This is a genomic window from Curtobacterium sp. VKM Ac-2887 (assembly GCF_015350935.1).
Classification (GTDB): Bacteria; Actinomycetota; Actinomycetes; order Actinomycetales; family Microbacteriaceae; genus Curtobacterium.
The window spans coordinates 410,315-426,507 of the sequence record NZ_JADKSB010000001.1 but is presented as its reverse complement, the minus strand read 5'-3'; the positions used below and the strand labels follow the sequence as shown (position 1 = coordinate 426,507).

Here is a 16,193-nt window from a genome sequence, read left to right as displayed (position 1 = left end):
GGCGTACAGGAATTCAGCTGGATAGGCTGGGTGATCGTGGCCGTCCCAGATCCAGACCGCACGCGCCTCGCGGTGCTCGGCTCCCCCATCGCGCATTCGCTCTCCCCCACGCTCCACGAAGCGGCCTACGACGCGCTCGGGTTGGGGTGGTCGTACGGGAGGCACGAGGTCGCGTCCGGTGGGCTCGACGCGTTCGTCGCGGGGCTGGGTCCCGGATGGCGCGGGCTGAGTCTCACGATGCCGCTCAAGCGCGAGGTGCTGCCGCTCCTCGACCGCACGACCCCGTTGGTCGATGAGCTCGGGGTCGCCAACACGGTGGCGTTCCGCCACGAGGGCGACAGCATCGTCCGTGCGGGTGCCAACACCGATGTCCAGGGGCTCGTCCGTCCGGTCGAGGCCCTCGGGCACCTTCCCGGCGAGGCCACGATCCTCGGCGGCGGGGCGACTGCGGCGAGCGCTCTGACCGCAGCCGTGCGGCTCGGGGCGTCACTCGTGCGGGTGTTCCTGCGCGACACCGCGAAGGCCGGGTCGCTCGTGGAACTGGCTGTGCGGCTCGGCGTCTCGCTCGAGGTCCTGCCGCTCACCGACCTGCCCGGCACCCACCACGGGTTCGTCCTGTCGACGCTGCCCGGCGGCGCGGCCGACCCGCTCGAGCTGGTGCCGTCGGGGTCGGACGCCGTGCTGTTCGACGTCGCCTACGAACCGTGGCCGACCGCCGTCGCGTCGCGTTGGGCCGGTGCGGGCGGCCGGGTGCTGAACGGTCTCGACATGCTCACCGAACAGGCCATCGGCCAGATCCGCTTCTTCCTGACGGGTGACGAGGACGAGCTGCTGCCCGACGAGGCCGCCGTCCGTCGTGCGATGCGCTCGGCTGTCGGCCTGCCCGCCGTCATCAGCAGCTAGCCGACGACGACACCGGCGACCCGCGGTCAGCCGCGGGACCGCGCCTCGGCGTCGAGCAGGGCGACGGACACGTCCCACAGCCGGTCGGCCTGCTCCGGGTCGAGCGCCCAGGGCAGCACGCCGTGCAGGCCGTCCTCGATCCGCTCGACCACCGCTGCTTCGTGGCAGTCCTCGAAGTAGCGGCCGGTGATCCCGTCGAGTTCCGGTGCGGTGGCGAGCAGGACCGAGGTCGCGGCTCCCTGCTCGGGGGTCTTCACGGCGTCGGCGGCGGCGATCTTCGTGGCGGCGAGGACCTCCGGGTCCCAGTGCTTCTGCAGCCCGGTCCAGATCCCGCCGGGCATCAGGGCGTTCGCGGTGATGCCGTCGGCGGCCCACCGCCGGCCGGCAGCGACGGCGAACAGCACGTTCGCGGTCTTCGACTGGCCGTAGGCGAGTCCGGGTTCGTAGGGGCGCCGGCGGAAGAACAGGTCGTCGAACACGACGGGCGAACCGCCGTGGCCGCTCGACGACACCGAGACGATGCGGGCCGAACCCGAGGCCGCCAGGGCGTCGTGCAGCCCGAGCGCGAGGGCGAAGTGCCCGAGGTGGTTCGTGGCGAACTGCGCCTCCCACCCGGCGGGCGTGTACGACTCGGGCGCGTCCATGATGCCGGCGTTGGCGACGAGGACGTCGAGCGGCCCCGACCACGCTGCGGTGAACGCCTCGACGGAGCCCGGGCGGTCCAGGTGCAGTTCGACGACGGCCGGTGCGTCCGTCCCCGTCGACCGGGCGATGTCGTCCGCGACCCGTCGGCCGGCGTCGACGTCCCGCACGGCGAGCGTCACGCGCGCCCCGGCTCCGGCGAGTGCTCGGGCGGTCTCCACCCCGATGCCGGACGCGGCGCCGGTGACGATCGCCGTGCGTCCTGTCAGGTCGAGGCCGTCGACGACCTCGGCGGCCGTGGTCCGGCCGCCGAAGCGGGTGAGGTCGCGTGCGGGCATGTCGACTCCTGTCAGCTGGCGTGGTGCGGAGCCGTCAGGCGACGACACCGTCCACGTAGAACCATCGTCCCTGCTCGCGGACGAACGCGCTCGTCTCCTCGAGCGTCCCGCGGTCGTCGTCGGAACGCCACCACGCGCGGAACGCGACCGTACCCTGGGAGTCGAACGGGCCTCCCGAGGTCGTCGTCAGGACGTCCAACCGGGTCCAGCGCTGGGACGCGTCCAACTCGAGGGCTGCCGGACGGGTGCGCGGGTGCCAGGTGAGCAGCAGGTACTCCGGCAGTCCCAGCGCGAACGCGCTGAAGCGTGAGCGCATCAGGCGCTCCGCGGTCGGCGCGGCCGCTCCGCGGTGCAGGGGGCCGCAACACTCGCCGTAGGAGTTGCCGCTCAGGCAGGGGCAACGCGTCTCGTCGGTGACCACGCCGGAACGCTAGTCGACGATCGACAGCGCGACGGTGATGTTGCCGCGGGTGGCGTTCGAGTACGGGCAGATCTCGTGCGCGCGCTCGGCCAGGCGCTGGCGCTGCTCCTGCGGGGCGGCCGGTGCGTAGACGTCGAGCTCGACCGCCAGGCCGAAGGTGCCGTTGCCGGCGCCGCCGATGCCGACCTCGGCGGAGACCTCGGCGCCGGTGGTGTCGAGGTCGAGTTCCTTGCCCGCGGCGTGCAGTGCACCGAGGAAGCACGCGGCGTACCCGGCGGCGAACAGCTGCTCGGGGTTGGTGCCCTCGCCGCTGCCGCCCATCTCCTTGGGCGGGCGGGTGTCCAGGTCGAGCCGGTCGTCCTCGCTGCGGACGTGCCCGTCGCGGCCGCCTCCGGTGGCGTGGGCGGCTGCGGTGTAGACGATGTCGAGACTCATGGAGGCGAGGTCATCGCGCCCACCTGGACGTGTGCTGCGCGTGCCCGGGGCGCCGGGGCCGGGCGCCCGCGCGTGCCCGCGCCGCCGGGCGTGTCCGCGCGTGCCGCGGGGTGCCCGCGGCGCACTTCGTGAACTTCGTGAGCAGAAATGGTCGGGCCCCGCGAGCGCACTCGACCATTTCTGCTCACGAAGTACCGAGCGCCCGAGCGCCCGCGCCACAATGCCCCGCGCCCGGGTAGACATGACACGTGTTCAAGATCGGGTGGCAGGTGTACCGGGAGCGACTGCCCGAGGTCATCGGTGAGCGCATCCGCCGACGCATGGTGGTCGTCGGCGCGATCGTCGCGTCGACCGCGTTCGTCGTGCTGCTGCTCGTCGGGGTGCTCCTGGACCGCCTGGACGACCCCGTTCCCGGTCCCGCTGGCGTCGTCGTCGCGGTCGTGGTGGCCGCCGGCTTCGGGTGCTTCGGCGCATCGCTGACGCCGGTCGGTCCGAAGGGATGGGCCGTCCCACCGATCCCGGGCGTCGGCTGGCGCACGCAAGAGGCCATCGCCCGTTACTACGGCAGGAACCCTCCGGCGGTGGACCCGCAGCACCGCGATGCCGTGCTCCACGGTCTGCTGGAGAGCCGCGACCAGATCGTCCGCGTCGCCACCCGTTCGTTCCTGCAGTTCGTCAGCTGGGTGGGTCTCGTCCTCGGCACGGTGGTCTTCGTCCTCACGTTCCCCGTCGACGGCGACCGGATGATCGTGCTCCTCGGTGTGTGGTTCATGTGGCTCGTCATCTCGAGCGGCACGGGCGTCATGGGGATCCGGACCCTCGGCCGTCAGGAGCAGCTGCGCGTCGAGGCCGAGGCCCTCCCGCCCGTCCCGCCGGCGCCGCCCGCCCGCGGCCGGCCCGGCACCCCGAAGGGCAGCAAGCTCTCGCTGCCCGGAGACTGATCCGTGTTCGCACTCGGTTGGCGGATCTTCTTCCGGCACGTCGACGACGTGCTGGACCCGCGTCGTGTCCGCCGCGCGGCAGCGTGGTCCGGCGCAGCAGCCGTGGTCGCGTTGGTCGGCATGCTCGTCCTGGAGGCCCGGCTCGGCTGGACGGCACAGCCTCCGCTCCGCAGCGTGGCGGCCATCGTGCTGCTGGCAGCCGGCGTGGGTCTGCTCACGTTCGCGTGCTTCCCGACGCGGCGCCCGCCGGACCCCTCGGCGACGATCAACGGGCGGCAGGTGCGGGCCTCGTGGCAGAACTCGGTGCGGTGGTCGGTGCAGCCCTACCTGCTGCGACGGCCACGCCCTGTCCGTCCAGAGGACCGCGAGGCCGTCCGCACCGACACGGTCCTGCTCCGCCGCGGCCTGATCGGCACGCTCGCCCGCGTCACCCCGGTGTCCCTCGCCGGAATCGCCGCGGTCGCCGGCGGCCTGCTGCTCGGGTTCGATCACGTGCTCTCCTTCGCGTGGATCCTGCTGTCCCCGATGTCGCTCGTCGAGTACGTCGTCCGCCTCGGCCGCTCCGAGCGCGCCCGAGTCGCCGCCAGCCCGACTTCGTGAGCAGAAATGGTCGGGTGGCGTGACGGGACCCGACCATTTCTGCTCACGAAGCGGGATACGGGGCACGGGAACGACCCCAGCCGCGCGACTGTCGGGGGCACGGAGCACACTGGGCGCATGTGTGGAAGGTTCGTCGTCTCCGACACCACGGCTGATCTGTTGCCCGAGCTCCTCGGTGAGCTCGCCGACCGGACCGAGCACGTCGACCAGGACACCGGCGTCGTGGGGACCGGCCTGGTGCCGAGCTGGAACGTCGCCCCGACCGATCCCGTGTCCGCGGTGCGCCAGCGGCAGGGGGAGCGCGAGCTGCCGCAGATCAGCTGGGGCTTCGTGCCGAGTTGGGCGAAGGACTTCCTGAAGCAGCGCCCGAAGCCGATCAACGCCCGCATCGAGACGGTCGCGACGAGCGGCATGTTCAAGCGGGCCTTCGCGACGAACCGGTGCATCGTGCCGGCGCAGGGCTACTACGAGTGGGTGGTGCGCGAGGACGGCAAGGAGCCGCACTTCGTGCACGAGCCCGGCGGCGCCCTGGCGATGGCCGGGGTCGTGAGTGCCTGGCCCGACCCGACCAAGCCCGAGGGCGACCCGGACAAGTGGCGGCTGTCGCTGGCGATCATCACCCGCGACGCCCACGTTGCCCCGGGCGAGGTGCACGACCGGATGCCGGCGTTCCTGACGCCCGACGGCTACGACGACTGGCTGGGGGGCGAGTTGCCGGCCGACGACCTGCTGGCCCTGCTCGACCACGAGTCGCTGACGGTCGCGGCCGGCCTGGAGCAGTACGAGGTCGCCCGCACCGTGAACAGCGTGAAGAACGACGGCCCGCAGCTCATCGAACCAGTGGCGTAGCCAGCGAGACGCCGCCCTACTCGACGCTCGGGCGCACCCACAGTTCGGCGATCTGGGAGTCCCGCGGGGCGTCGATCACGAACCGCACGGCCGAGGCGACGGTCGACGGTTCGCTTCGCACCACGTCGGGGTCGGCCGGACCGTACCGATCGCCGGTGTGCGCGAGCGGGGTGTCGGTCGGTCCCGGCGCGACGGTGCTCACCCGGATCCCGTCGGCGCTGACCTGCTGGCGGAACCCGTCGGTGACGGCCTGCAGCGCGTGCTTCGACGCGGAGTACACGGTGCTGTTCGGCACGGCCCGTCGCGCGGCACCCGAGCTGATCACGACGACCGACCCGGCGGCCCGGCGCAGGTGTGGCAAGAACACCCGGCTGAGCTCGGCCGGCGCGATGACGTTGGTGGCGAAGGCGCGCTGCCAGTCCTCGGCGCGGGCGTCCTCGACACGCAGGCGCTCGACGATCGCTGCGTTGTGCACCAGGACGTCGAGCTCCGGTACCGAGTCGGCGAAGGCCGGGAACCCGGCGGCGTCGGTCAGGTCGAGCTGCACGGCGGTGACGTGGTCAAGCGCCCCGACCTCGTCGAGCCGCACGCGGTCACGCCCGACGGCGATCACCTCGTGGGTCCGGCGGAGCTCCTCGACGACGGCGCGTCCGATGCCGCTGGTCCCACCGGTCACGATCGCGGTGGGGCGGCCGAGTGCGGTGGGTCGGTCGCTCATCCTCCGAGGCTAGCGAGCGGCGGAGCCGCACCGCCCCGCGTGACGGCGTGCGTCGGACGCGACCACGGCACGACGACGGGAGGCCCGGATCACGTGCGCCTGTCGGCTGACGTGATCCGGGCCTCCCGGTCGACCGCGGTGGTTACGGACGCGCGCTGCGTCGGATCCCCGGGGCGGCTGCGATGCCCGCCGCGATGCGGCGACGCGTCACGAGCAGCACGCCGGCCAGGAGCAGTGCGATCGCAGCGAGGCCGAGGCCGGCCAGGCCGGTCGCGCCGGTGAAGGCGAGCTCCGCGGTGTGGACCGCTGCCGCGATGCCGGTCGGGTAGGTGACCGTGATCGTCGCCCGGACGGCCTGGCCGTTGCTGTCCGTCACCACGTACCCGATGAACGCGGTGCCGATGAAGGTGGTGCCGGTGTGGCCCTTCGCCGGGGTGAAGACGACCTTGCCGTCGCGGACGGTCCAGGTGCCCTCGTGGCTGACGACGACGCGGTCGGACTGCTTGCCCGTCTCCGGGTCGATCAGGTGCACGGTGCCCGTCTCGAGGGTGGCACCGCCCGAGGCGGAGTCGTTGTCGAGCGGGTCGATCGTGACCTGGTGCCCGACGGTCCCGGTGGCGGAGTCGTCCTTCGCGACCGCGGCGGCGACGACCGTCATCGTGGCGGTGGCGGTGGTGGTCTGCCCCGAGGCGTCGGTCACCGTGTAGGTGAAGGTGTCCGTGCCGGTGAAGCCGGCGGCCGGGGTGTAGACGTACGCGCCGGTGGGCTGGACCGTCACCGTGCCGTGGGCCGGCCGCCGGTCCAGGGCCGCGGTGAGGCGGGTGCCCTGGTCGTTGGCGAGCAGACCGTGGGCGGTGTCACGGGCGATCGGGGTACCGGCGACGGTGCGGCCGGCGTCCTTCGTCGCGTCGATGCCGACGGTGACGGTGACGGTGGCGTCGACCTGCTGGCCCGATCCGTCCTGTGCCCGGTAGGTCACGGTGTCGGTGCCGGAGAAGCCCTTCGCCGGGGTGTAGACGAACGTGCCGTCCGCGGCGATCGAGACCGTGCCGTGCTCCGCCGTGCCGGAGGTCACGACCGTCAGGTCGCTGCCGTGGTCGTTGCCGAGCACACCGGGGCCGGCGACGGTGACCGGCTTGCCGGCCTTCGTGGCTGCCTCGTCGTTCGTCGCCGTCGGGGTGACGGTGATCGTGACGAGGCCGGTCGCGGTGTTGCCGTCGCGGTCGACCGCCGTGTAGGTGAAGGTGTCGATGCCGGACCAGTCGTGCTCCGGCGTGTAGACGTACGAGCCGTCCTTCGCCAGCACCACGGTGCCGTGTGCCGGCTTGCGGTCGGTCTTCGCCCACAGGTCGGTGCCCTCGTCGTCGGACAGGACGCCCGTGCCGACGGTGGCGGTCACGGTGCCGTTGGTGGCGGTGCGGCCGGTGTCGGGCGTCGCCATGGTGCCGACCAGGACGGTGACGGTCGCCGTGGCGGTCTGACCGGAGCCGTCGGTGACGGTGTACGTGAACGTGTCCGTGCCGGAGAAGCCCTTCTTCGGCAGGTAGACGAGCGAGCCGGGCTCGGTGCCCTTGGTCACGTCGCCGTGTGCGGCGTCACCGTGGCCGGTGACCGTGAGCGTCGTGCCGTGGTCGTTGGCCGTCAGCGTCGTGCCGGCGATCGCCAGCGCCGTGCCCGCGGTGGTGTGCACGGCGTCCGCGACGGCGACGGGCTCGACCGTCACCGTGACGGTCGCCGTCGCGGTGCCGCCGGTCGGGTCGGTCACCGTGTAGGCGAACGTGTCCGTGCCGGAGAAGCCGTCGGCCGGCGTGTACGTGACGGTGCCGGTGCCGGCTCCGCCTCCGCCTCCGGTGATCGCGGCCTCGCCGTGACCGGGCTTGGTGACCGCGGTGACGGTGAGCTTCGTGCCGGAGTCGTTGCCCGTGACCACGACGTCGACCGGGGTCGAGGCGGTGGTGGTCGCGGTGTCGGCGACGGCCTTCGGGGCGACGACGATCGTCACGGTGCCGGTGGTGGTCCCGCCGGCACCGTCGGTGACGGTGGAGTCGAACGAGTCCGGGCCGGAGTAGCCGGGCTTCGGCGTGTAGGTGTACCCGCCGTCCTTGTCGACGACGACGTCACCGTGCGACGGGTCGGTGTTGTCCGTGACGTGCAGGTCGGTGCCGGTGGCGCCGTCGAGCACGCCCTTGTCGGCCGGCACGGTGGTGGATCCGTCGGCGTCGGTGGACGTGGAGCCGCCCGCCGTGACGGGGGTGACCCGGACGGAGACGGTGCCGGTGTTCGTGAGGCCGTTGCGGTCCGTGACCGTGTACGTGAACTCGTCGGTGCCGGAGAAGCCCGGCTTCGGCGTGTAGGTGACGGTGCCGTCGTCGTTCCGGACCGCGGTGCCGTTCGTGCCGCTCTTGCCGACGGGGATGTCGAGCACGGACAGGCCGGTGCCGTGGTCGTTGCCGGTCAGTTCGGCCGAGGTGACCGTCTTGCTGCCGCCTGCCTTGACCGTGATCTCGTCCGGCTCGGTGCCGGGCTTGACCGTGATCGTCACGACACCCGTGGCCGTCCCGCCGGAGGGGTCCTTCGCCGTGTAGGTGAAGGTGTCCGTGCCCGAGAAGCCGTCCTTCGGGGTGTACGTGTACGACCCGTCCTCCGCCAGCTCGAGGTCGCCGTTCGCGGGTTCGAGGTCGACCGTGGCGGTGAGCTTCGTGCCCTCGTCGTTCCCGAGCACGCCCGTGCGGTCGTCGCCGTCCCCGCCCACGGTCAGCGTGGTGCCGGCGGTGGCGGTCGCGGTGTCCGGGGTGGCCATCGGGCCGACGACGACGGTGATCGTGCCGGTCGTGGTCTGGCCGGAGTCGTCCCGCACCGTGTAGGTGACGGTGTCGGTGCCCGAGAAGCCGGGCTTCGGCGTGTACGTGATCACGCCGGTGGTCGGGTCGATCGCGACGTCGCCGTGCGTCGTGCCGTCGGCGTCCGGCACGGCGGCCGCGTCGGTGACGGTCAGCTTCGTTCCCTTGTCGTTGCCGGTGAGCGTCTCCGGGGCGATGGTCAGCGTCTCGCCGGACTTCGTCGCCACCGTGTCGCCGTTCGCGACCGGCTGGACGGTGACGGTGACCGTCGCCGGGACGGTGGTGACCTTCGAGCCGTCGGTCACGGTGTAGGTGAACGAGTCGGTGCCGGAGAAGTCACCCGTCGGCGTGTACTCGACGGTGCCGTCCTCGGCGACCACGGCGGTGCCGTTCGCCGGACCGGTGACGATCGTGGTGACCAGGTCCGTGCCGCGGTCGTTGTGCTGCACGTCGACGTTCACCGGGGTGCCGGCGCTCGTCGTCGTGGTGTCGTTCGCGATCGTCGGGTTGACCGTGATGGTCACCGTGGCGGTCGTCGGCGCACCGGCGGTGTCCGTCGCGGTGTACCGGAACGAGTCCGTGCCCGAGAAGCCGTCGGCCGGCGTGTAGGTGATCGCACCGGTCGCCTTGTCGAGGGTGAGCTCGCCGTGCGCGGGCTTCGTGTTCGACGAGATCGTCAGGCCGGTGCCGAGGTCGTTGCCCAGGACGCCGGTGGCGCGGGTGTCGGCGGTGTACGTGGTGCCGGCGGCGACGCGGACGGTGTCGTCCTTCGCCAGCGGGGCGACGTTCACGGTCACGGTCACGGTGTCGGTCCCCCCGGTGCCGTCGGTGACGGTGTACGTGAAGGAGTCGGGGCCGGAGTAGCCGGTGGCCGGGGTGTACGTGTAGCTGCCGTCCTTCGCGACGACGATGTCACCATGCGACGGCTTGGTGCTGCCGGTGACCGTCAGGTCCGAGCCGAGGTCGTTGGCGAGCAGGCCGGGGGCGGTGCCGGACGTGGCGGCTCCGGCCGTCGCGGTGACGGTGTCGGCGCCCGCGGTCGGCAGCACCGTGATGGTGACCGTGCCGCTGATCGCCGCGCCGTCGCCGTCCTTCGCCGTGTAGGTGAAGGAGTCCGGGCCGGAGTAACCGGCGATCGGGGTGTACGAGTACGAACCGTCCTGCTCGACGGTGAGGTCACCGTGGGCGGGCTTCGTGTTGCCCGTGACCGTCAGGCCGGTGCCGTGGTCGTTCGCGAGCAGACCCGTCTTCGCGTCCGCGGTGGCGGTCTGGCCAGCGTGCACGCTGAACGCGTCGTCGGTGCCCGCCGGGGCGACGGTGATCGTCACGGTGCTGGTCGACGTCTGGCCGGAGGAGTCCTTCGCCGTGTACTGGAAGGTGTCCGTGCCCGAGAAGCCGTCGGCCGGGGTGTACGTGTACGAGCCGTCGGGGTTCACGGTCGCGGTGCCGTGGGCGGGCGTGGTGTTCGACACGACGGACAGGCCGGTGCCGCTGTCGTTCGCCAGGACGCCCTTCGCCGGCACGGTCAGCGTGGTGCCGTTCGGCGTGTTGCCGGTGTCCGAGGTCGTGGTGACGTGGACGGCCTTGAGCGTGTTGGTGAAGGTCACCATGACGTCGGTGCCGTCGGCGGTCGTGGCTGCGGGGAACGTGAAGGTGCCGGTGTTCCCGGTGCCGTCAGCGATGACCGCGTTGGTGCCCCGGTCGACGGCCTTCCACGTCGTGTCGTAGTTTGCCGGGTCGGTGGTGCCGTTGGCGGTCTGCGTGACCGTGTAGTCCTTGTTCGGCGTGGTCAGGACCGCGCCCGCCTTCTGTGCCTGGACGCCCGTGGCGCTGCCGCTGGTGGTACCGGTCGTCCCGTCGTTCGGGGTGATGCCGCCGCCGGTGATCGACAGCTTGAACTGGTCACTGCTGTTCCAGCGCTTGTCGACGCTCGCCTCACCGGTGACGGTGTCGGCGTAGTTGCAGCTGGCCAGGTCGCTGGCGGCGTAGTTGCCGACGATCGGGAAGCTGCGGACCTGCGCACCCGAGGTGGGGTCGAGCTGGTAGATCGTGGTCGTGGAGACGTTGTTCGCCGTCACGGTGTTCGACACGTACAGGTACCCGTCGGACGAGAACGCGATGCCCGGGCTGTTCGTGGTGGACGGCAGGGTTGCGATCTCGGTCGTCGACATCGCTGTGGTGCCCGGTGTCGTCGGGACCTCGTTCGTGTTCACGCGGTACACGTGGTTCGCCGCGACGACGAAGAACAGTCCGCGGGAGCTGAATGCGAAGTCGCCGTTCGCGTTCGCTGTGTCGGCAGCGTTCCGCGTGGCGAGGCCGTTGATCTGCCCGACCTGACCGAGGTACTTCGCCGGCGTCGTGTCGGTCGCGGGGCGATACGCCCCGAGCCAACCGGTGCCGTCGCCGTAGTAGTAGATGCCCGTCGCCGGGTTCACGGCACCACGGATCACGGACCGTGTCGTGTCGGTCGCGACCGGGTCGCTGGCGACGCCCGTCTTCGGGTCGTACTGACGAAGGGTCGCGGTCCCGCCGTTCGCCGCGGCGAACATCGAAACACCCTCGCGCGAGATACCGAGACCGTTGTTCGCCTCGGCGCCGAGGGTGACGAGGTCCTTCGTCGTGCCCTTGGCGTCGCCTTCGCTGATGTCGACGGCCACGACTTTGCCGGACCGGTCGATCGCGTACAGCGTGTTCTGCGGGTAGCAGACGAGTGCACCGTTCTGGGTCGCATCGACGGCCGAGGCCGGCTCCGCCGCGATGACCGCCGTGGTCGTCGAGAGACCGGCGCCGACGAGCAGCGCGGCGCCGAACATGGCGACGGTTCGGACGCCGAAGCGGCGTCGAGGCACAGCGGTGCCCTGGGAAGCAGGCAGCATGATCACTTTCGGGTCGAGACGATGCGGGCACCTGATCCACGGCCGTCGGTTCAGGGAGGACGGGCGGTGGCGCCGGGTTGATACTGGCAGGTCTCGACAGCGAAATGGGGACAGGACGGGTCCCCAATAGGGGGGACCACTCGTTGTGGGGGTGACCGCACCTCAGACCCGCGTCACCCGCTCGGGGCACACGAAAACCCCACCGGATCCGGTGGGGTTTCGGGGTTCGCGGGGCTCAGCGCGTCAGACAGCCTGCCGGATCACGTCCGGCAGCAGCACGTGCAGCCGCTCGGCCAGACGCCCCTTCGCCTCGTCGAGGGAGCGGAAGTCCCCCACGTACTCACCGAACGTGTCGGCGACGAAGAAGTGCGTGCCCTGCCGGTCGACGGTGCCGCCGTAGTACCCGCCGTAGTTGGCGACCCAGAGCCCGGTGTCGGGCTGCGCCCAGCTGATGCGGACGCGAGCAGGCGCAGTGTCGGCGACGACCTGCGCCTCGATCTCGGCGATGACCTCGATCGTCCGGGTGTCCAGCGTCACTTCGGTCTGCTGGTGGTGATCGGCGGTCATGCTCATGGTGGTGCTCCTTCGGGCTGTGCTGCGTGCTGCGTGCTGCGTGCTGGTGCTGCGGGCGTCGCGGACGCCGATGGTGCGTGGTGGGACGGGCGCCGACGGTGCCCGTGGCGCGGTGGCGCCGCTGGCGCCGTGGCGCCAGTGAGACGCCTACTCGACCGGTCGGATGACCGACGGGAGCATGACGTGGAGCTGGTCCTCGAGCTTGGTCTGCGCTTCTTCCAGCGATGCGAACTCACCGACGACCAGGCCGAAGGTGTCCGAGGCGACGAAGCGGCCGTCGCGCTTGTCGACGCTGCCGCCGAAGTACCCGCCGTAGCCGGCGATCCACTCACCCTGGTCTTCCTGCACCCAGGTGACCTTCGCGCGGGTCGGACGGGTCGAGGTCGCCGCGTCGGCTTCGAGGATCGCGATGGTGTCGACCGTGTCGGTGTCGAGGGTGACCTCGGCCTGCGTCGCGTTGTTGACGGTGATGCTCATGTCGCTCTCCTTCACGATCCGGGGTACATCTGCTGACACCAGAACGCTACGAGAACCACGGCCCGAACCGCCAGCGATGCCCGTTGATTCACGGGTTCTGTCAATGCGGCCCATCGGTGTCCCCCGGGTTTCCGGGGCGGTGTGACGTCTTTCCGGGGTACACGCCAGCGATCGGGGTACTCGTTTTCCGGATCGGCGGCGCACGGGGTACGGATGGTTGCGGAGCCGGTCTGGAGGCGCGGCTCGCTACCGTCGGTCGGGTGACCTCCGACAGCCCCCGCGATCCAGGGCACGCCCCGGCTACCGGACGCAGCCGTCGGGTCGCGACGTGGCTCGCCGCCGCCTACGGCGTCGCGGTGGTGCTCGTCGGGTTCTGGGGTTCGCCCGTCGACGCGGCAGCCGGTCCGACGCTCGACCGGGTGATCGCGATCGCCCATCGGCACGGGGCCCCCGACTGGTTCGGCTACGGCACGATCGAGTCGCTGTCGAACGTGGTCTTCTTCGTCCCGCTGGGTCTGCTCGTGGTCCTGCTCGCGGGCGCTCGGTGGTGGTGGGCCGCCGCGGCCGCGGGACTGGTCGTCAGTGTCGGCATCGAGACCGTGCAGGCGCTCTTCTTGCCCGCTCGCACCGCATCAGTGGCCGACGTCCTGGCGAACGGCCTGGGAGCGGTCCTCGGAGCCGTCCTGGGCGTCCTGGTGCTGTCGTGGGCCGCGCACCGACGGCGTCGATGACACGCGGACACGACGAAGCCCCCGGAGCGATTCGCTCCGGGGGCTTCGTGCAGTGGCTCGAGACTCAGACGGACTCGCGCTGACGACGGACCGAGCCGCGGACCAGCAGGAGGCCACCACCGAGGACGACGGCGCCACCCGCGACCCAGAGGGCCAGAGCGGAGACGGTCGAACCGGTGAAGGCGAGGGTGCCGTCGGTGCCGGTGCCGGCACCCGCAGCGGGGACAGCAGCAGCAGCGTCAGCCGGGGCGACGGTGAAGGCGGCGAAGCCGACGACGCCCGAGGTCGCGCCGGTGGCGGTCAGGTTGTAGGTACCCGAAGCGCCCTTCGGGAAGGTGACCTTGACGGCGAGTGAACCGTCGGAGGCAGCGGTGTAGGTCTTCGAGACGGTCGTGGTCGGCAGCGCGCCGAGCGTGACCGCACCGGCACCGGTGACCTGGACGTTGACGGTCTCGTTGTCCTGGAACGCACCCTCGGTGAAGTTCACGGAGGCGGTACCACCGGCAACGGCGGTGCCGGAGACGGAGACGTCGGAGTCAGGCGTGTAACCGGCGGCATTGGCGACGGTCGGCGTGGCGAGCAGTGCGGCCCCAGCCAGCACCACCGCAGCGATGAGCTTCTTCATGTGGTTCCCCTAAAGATCTGAAGATCCAGACCCTGACACCCAGAGCCCGCTGATCCGCCCGTGGTTGTCCCCGGCCAAGAAACTGGCGGTTGTGATGGCGAAGTTGTCTCAATCTACCGGAGTTTCACAGCTCGGTACCAGAAGGCGTGGATTTCGGTCACCGGTCGTCATGTGTTCACCCCGGACGAGCGGGCAACCGAGTCGCCGTCAAGGTGCCATCGGGCTGGATCCGATGAGGAAATCCCAGATCAGACGGACATCCATCCCGTCCCTCCGGGAGCCTGACCGCCACATCCGCTACCTGTGGCGTCGGACAGCCGAAACCGTTCACCCCCGGAGTGGGGGCGTCCCATCCGCGTTAACGGGATGGTCGGCTCACCCGGCGGCGAGGGGCTGCTCGCACTCGAACGCAATCGGCTTGGTCTCGGACTGGCGGACTCCGGGGGTGGAACTCGCCTGCACGGGGGCCTTCGCGTATTTGCTCGCGCCGAGGAACGCTACGCGGTAGGTCAGGCTCTGGCCCGGTGCGAGCAGTGTCTGCAACTGCGCCACGGGGTGTCCGCCGTCGGTCGCCGTCTGCACCGCGGTCGTCTTGCCGTCCTTCGTCGCGCCGAGGAAGATCGCGCCCTCTGGCGCGTAGGTCGCGATCAGGGTCTTGATCTTGCCCGGCTCCACACCGAAGTCGCCACCACCCGTGACGTACTCGGGCAAGCTCGTCGCCGCGTCGGCGGGTGCAGTGTTCTTGATGGTGACCTCGACGACCGACGTGGGACGACCGTCCTTCCGGCACACCGAACTGCCGACTGACACGGTCTTCTCGAGGTAGTAGTCCATCTTCGAGCCGGTGCCGTCGTTCAGGTACACCGCGAACTCTCGTGACGACGCCGACTCGGTCGGGAGTTCGCCAGCCACAGCGGTACCGCTGATGCGGCGCTGCTCGGCCCGGTCCGCGCTCCACAGGCGCAGTCGGTCCTCACCGGTGCTCCGGGTCAGGGCGGAGACGAACTGCTGGGGGTCGAAGTCACCACTCGCGACCTTGTCGAACACGGCGCTGGCGGCGGAGGCGAAGAAGGCGTCCTGCAGGACCGGATCCGGGTACCTCGCGTACACGTCGCTCAGTAGGAGCTTGACCGCGTTGTCCGACGTCAGCGTGTCCCCGGTTGGCAGCTTCACCGGTCCGGTGGCTTTGAGGATGTAGCCCAGCGTCACCGGGTCCATCGCCAGCACGCCGTCGACCTGTTCGCCGAACTTCTGCTTCCACATGGCCCGAGCGAGCTTCGCCGAGACGTCGAAACGCGGGGTCAGGGTGACGTCCTGCATGTACTTCCCGGTGATGCTGCCGTACAGACCAGTCGTGTCCGGGGTCAGCGGCAGGATCGGCTGCGCGTACGGACCGAACGAGCCCCCGGACGTCTGGTTCTGCAGGTGAACGGCGCCGTCATCCGTCTGGAGGAGCGCCACGACTCCCGGGATCCCGCCGCCCGCGCGCAACTCGGCGTTGTTCTGGAACAACAGCAGGTAGTTCCGTTCACCGTCGTTGCCCAGCATCGCCGGCGCGAGCTGCACGACCCGGTTCGCGGTGGTCACCTGCGCAGAGGCGGACGACAACGCGTTCCGCAGCTCGGCAACCGCGGTCGTCACCGGGGACAACGTGTCACTCGTGTCGATCGCGTCCGCATCGCGGTCCGCCCGCGCCAGGGTCGTCGTCGCCTTCGCGACGGCCGGCTGCGCGTCCACGATGGGCTGTAGGTCGACCTTGCCGTTCTTCGGCGCGAACGAGTTGGTTCCGAGACCGCCGATGACGTCAGCGACCGGGCTCACCGCGTTCCGGGCGACATCGTCCACGACGACGGAGACCTGGCGGACTGCACGCAGGTTGGCCCCGAAGAACGGGACGTTCTGCGCAGCCCCCCAGATCGGATCACCCGTCAACGAACGAGCTGCCCCCGCTTCGCGCTCCAGGTGCTCCGCGGTCTCCTGCGCGGCGGCGGTGTCACCGCCGGTGAGTTGGGAGCGCAGTGTGTCGACGTCACCGACCGCTCGTTCGAGGTGTGCCTTCGCGAGCGCACCACGTACTCCCACCCAGGCGACGGTGAGGATGAGCAGCAGGACGAGGGCGAGGACGACCCACAAGACGATCCGGGCCCTGGATCCCCGGTGTGCTGCAGTGCGTCGCGACTCGGGCAGGTCGGACATGAGGCGATCCTACGGTCCCCCGTGTCCA

14 protein-coding genes are annotated in these 16,193 nt (G+C 70.9%); 5 read left to right on the top strand and 9 right to left on the bottom strand.

Annotated features, from left to right (window positions below; translation table 11 throughout):
- Positions 1-36: 36 nt before the first annotated feature.
- Positions 37-903, top strand: a complete 867-nt coding sequence (locus ITJ69_RS02105; RefSeq protein WP_194671844.1) for a shikimate dehydrogenase family protein — start codon at positions 37-39, stop codon at positions 901-903.
- Positions 904-929: 26 nt separating this feature from the next.
- Here ITJ69_RS02105 and ITJ69_RS02100 read toward each other — a convergent pair whose 3' ends face one another.
- Genes ITJ69_RS02100 through ITJ69_RS02090 form a run of 3 tightly spaced genes read right to left on the bottom strand, consistent with a single transcriptional unit; the run spans position 930 to position 2,739 of the window.
- The gene (locus tag ITJ69_RS02100; RefSeq protein WP_194671843.1) at positions 930-1,883 is read right to left on the bottom strand and encodes an SDR family NAD(P)-dependent oxidoreductase; all 954 of its coding nucleotides are present in this window, start codon (positions 1,881-1,883) and stop codon (positions 930-932) included.
- 34 nt (positions 1,884-1,917) lie between these two features.
- The gene (locus tag ITJ69_RS02095) at positions 1,918-2,304 is read right to left on the bottom strand and encodes a YchJ family protein (protein ID WP_194671842.1); all 387 of its coding nucleotides are present in this window, start codon (positions 2,302-2,304) and stop codon (positions 1,918-1,920) included.
- A 9-nt stretch (positions 2,305-2,313) separates the two neighbouring features.
- Positions 2,314-2,739 (bottom strand): organic hydroperoxide resistance protein, encoded by a 426-nt coding sequence (locus ITJ69_RS02090; protein WP_123293624.1) that lies wholly within the window; start codon positions 2,737-2,739, stop codon positions 2,314-2,316.
- A 248-nt stretch (positions 2,740-2,987) separates the two neighbouring features.
- Here ITJ69_RS02090 and ITJ69_RS02085 point away from each other — a divergent pair, with 248 nt between their 5' ends.
- The 3 genes from ITJ69_RS02085 to ITJ69_RS02075 all read left to right on the top strand — a co-directional run bounded on the left by ITJ69_RS02085 (position 2,988) and on the right by ITJ69_RS02075 (position 5,129).
- Positions 2,988-3,680, top strand: coding sequence for a hypothetical protein (locus ITJ69_RS02085; RefSeq protein WP_194671841.1), 693 nt, complete (start codon positions 2,988-2,990; stop codon positions 3,678-3,680).
- A gap of 3 nt (positions 3,681-3,683) precedes the next feature.
- Complete coding sequence (locus ITJ69_RS02080; RefSeq protein ID WP_194671840.1) at positions 3,684-4,280, top strand: hypothetical protein; 597 nt, start codon at positions 3,684-3,686, stop codon at positions 4,278-4,280.
- A gap of 117 nt (positions 4,281-4,397) precedes the next feature.
- Positions 4,398-5,129 carry an SOS response-associated peptidase gene (locus ITJ69_RS02075; RefSeq protein ID WP_194671839.1) on the top strand — a complete coding sequence of 244 codons (732 nt, stop codon included), beginning with the start codon at positions 4,398-4,400 and terminating at the stop codon, positions 5,127-5,129.
- Between the two features lie 16 nt (positions 5,130-5,145).
- Here ITJ69_RS02075 and ITJ69_RS02070 read toward each other — a convergent pair whose 3' ends face one another.
- The 4 genes from ITJ69_RS02070 to ITJ69_RS02055 form a co-directional block, all read right to left on the bottom strand.
- Positions 5,146-5,847: an SDR family oxidoreductase gene (locus tag ITJ69_RS02070; RefSeq protein ID WP_194671838.1), complete on the bottom strand. Its 702-nt coding sequence runs from the start codon at positions 5,845-5,847 to the stop codon at positions 5,146-5,148.
- A 142-nt stretch (positions 5,848-5,989) separates the two neighbouring features.
- Entirely contained in the window at positions 5,990-11,563 is a 5,574-nt protein-coding gene (locus tag ITJ69_RS02065) for an Ig-like domain-containing protein (RefSeq protein ID WP_228504493.1), read from the bottom strand.
- A gap of 243 nt (positions 11,564-11,806) precedes the next feature.
- The gene (locus tag ITJ69_RS02060) at positions 11,807-12,136 is read right to left on the bottom strand and encodes a hypothetical protein (protein ID WP_207913272.1); all 330 of its coding nucleotides are present in this window, start codon (positions 12,134-12,136) and stop codon (positions 11,807-11,809) included.
- Positions 12,137-12,283: 147 nt separating this feature from the next.
- Entirely contained in the window at positions 12,284-12,613 is a 330-nt protein-coding gene (locus ITJ69_RS02055; protein WP_111086112.1) for a hypothetical protein, read from the bottom strand.
- Positions 12,614-12,873: 260 nt separating this feature from the next.
- On the opposite strand from ITJ69_RS02055, the gene ITJ69_RS02050 reads away from it, so the two are divergent.
- A complete protein-coding gene (locus tag ITJ69_RS02050; protein ID WP_194671836.1) occupies positions 12,874-13,344 on the top strand; it encodes a VanZ family protein in 471 nt (156 codons plus the stop codon).
- 64 nt (positions 13,345-13,408) lie between these two features.
- Here ITJ69_RS02050 and ITJ69_RS02045 read toward each other — a convergent pair whose 3' ends face one another.
- Together ITJ69_RS02045 and ITJ69_RS02040 are read right to left on the bottom strand one after the other, a co-directional pair.
- Entirely contained in the window at positions 13,409-13,969 is a 561-nt protein-coding gene (locus ITJ69_RS02045; protein ID WP_194671835.1) for a sortase, read from the bottom strand.
- Between the two features lie 375 nt (positions 13,970-14,344).
- Positions 14,345-16,165, bottom strand: a complete 1,821-nt coding sequence (locus ITJ69_RS02040; protein WP_194671834.1) for a DUF4012 domain-containing protein — start codon at positions 16,163-16,165, stop codon at positions 14,345-14,347.
- Between the last annotated feature and the right edge of the window lie 28 nt (positions 16,166-16,193).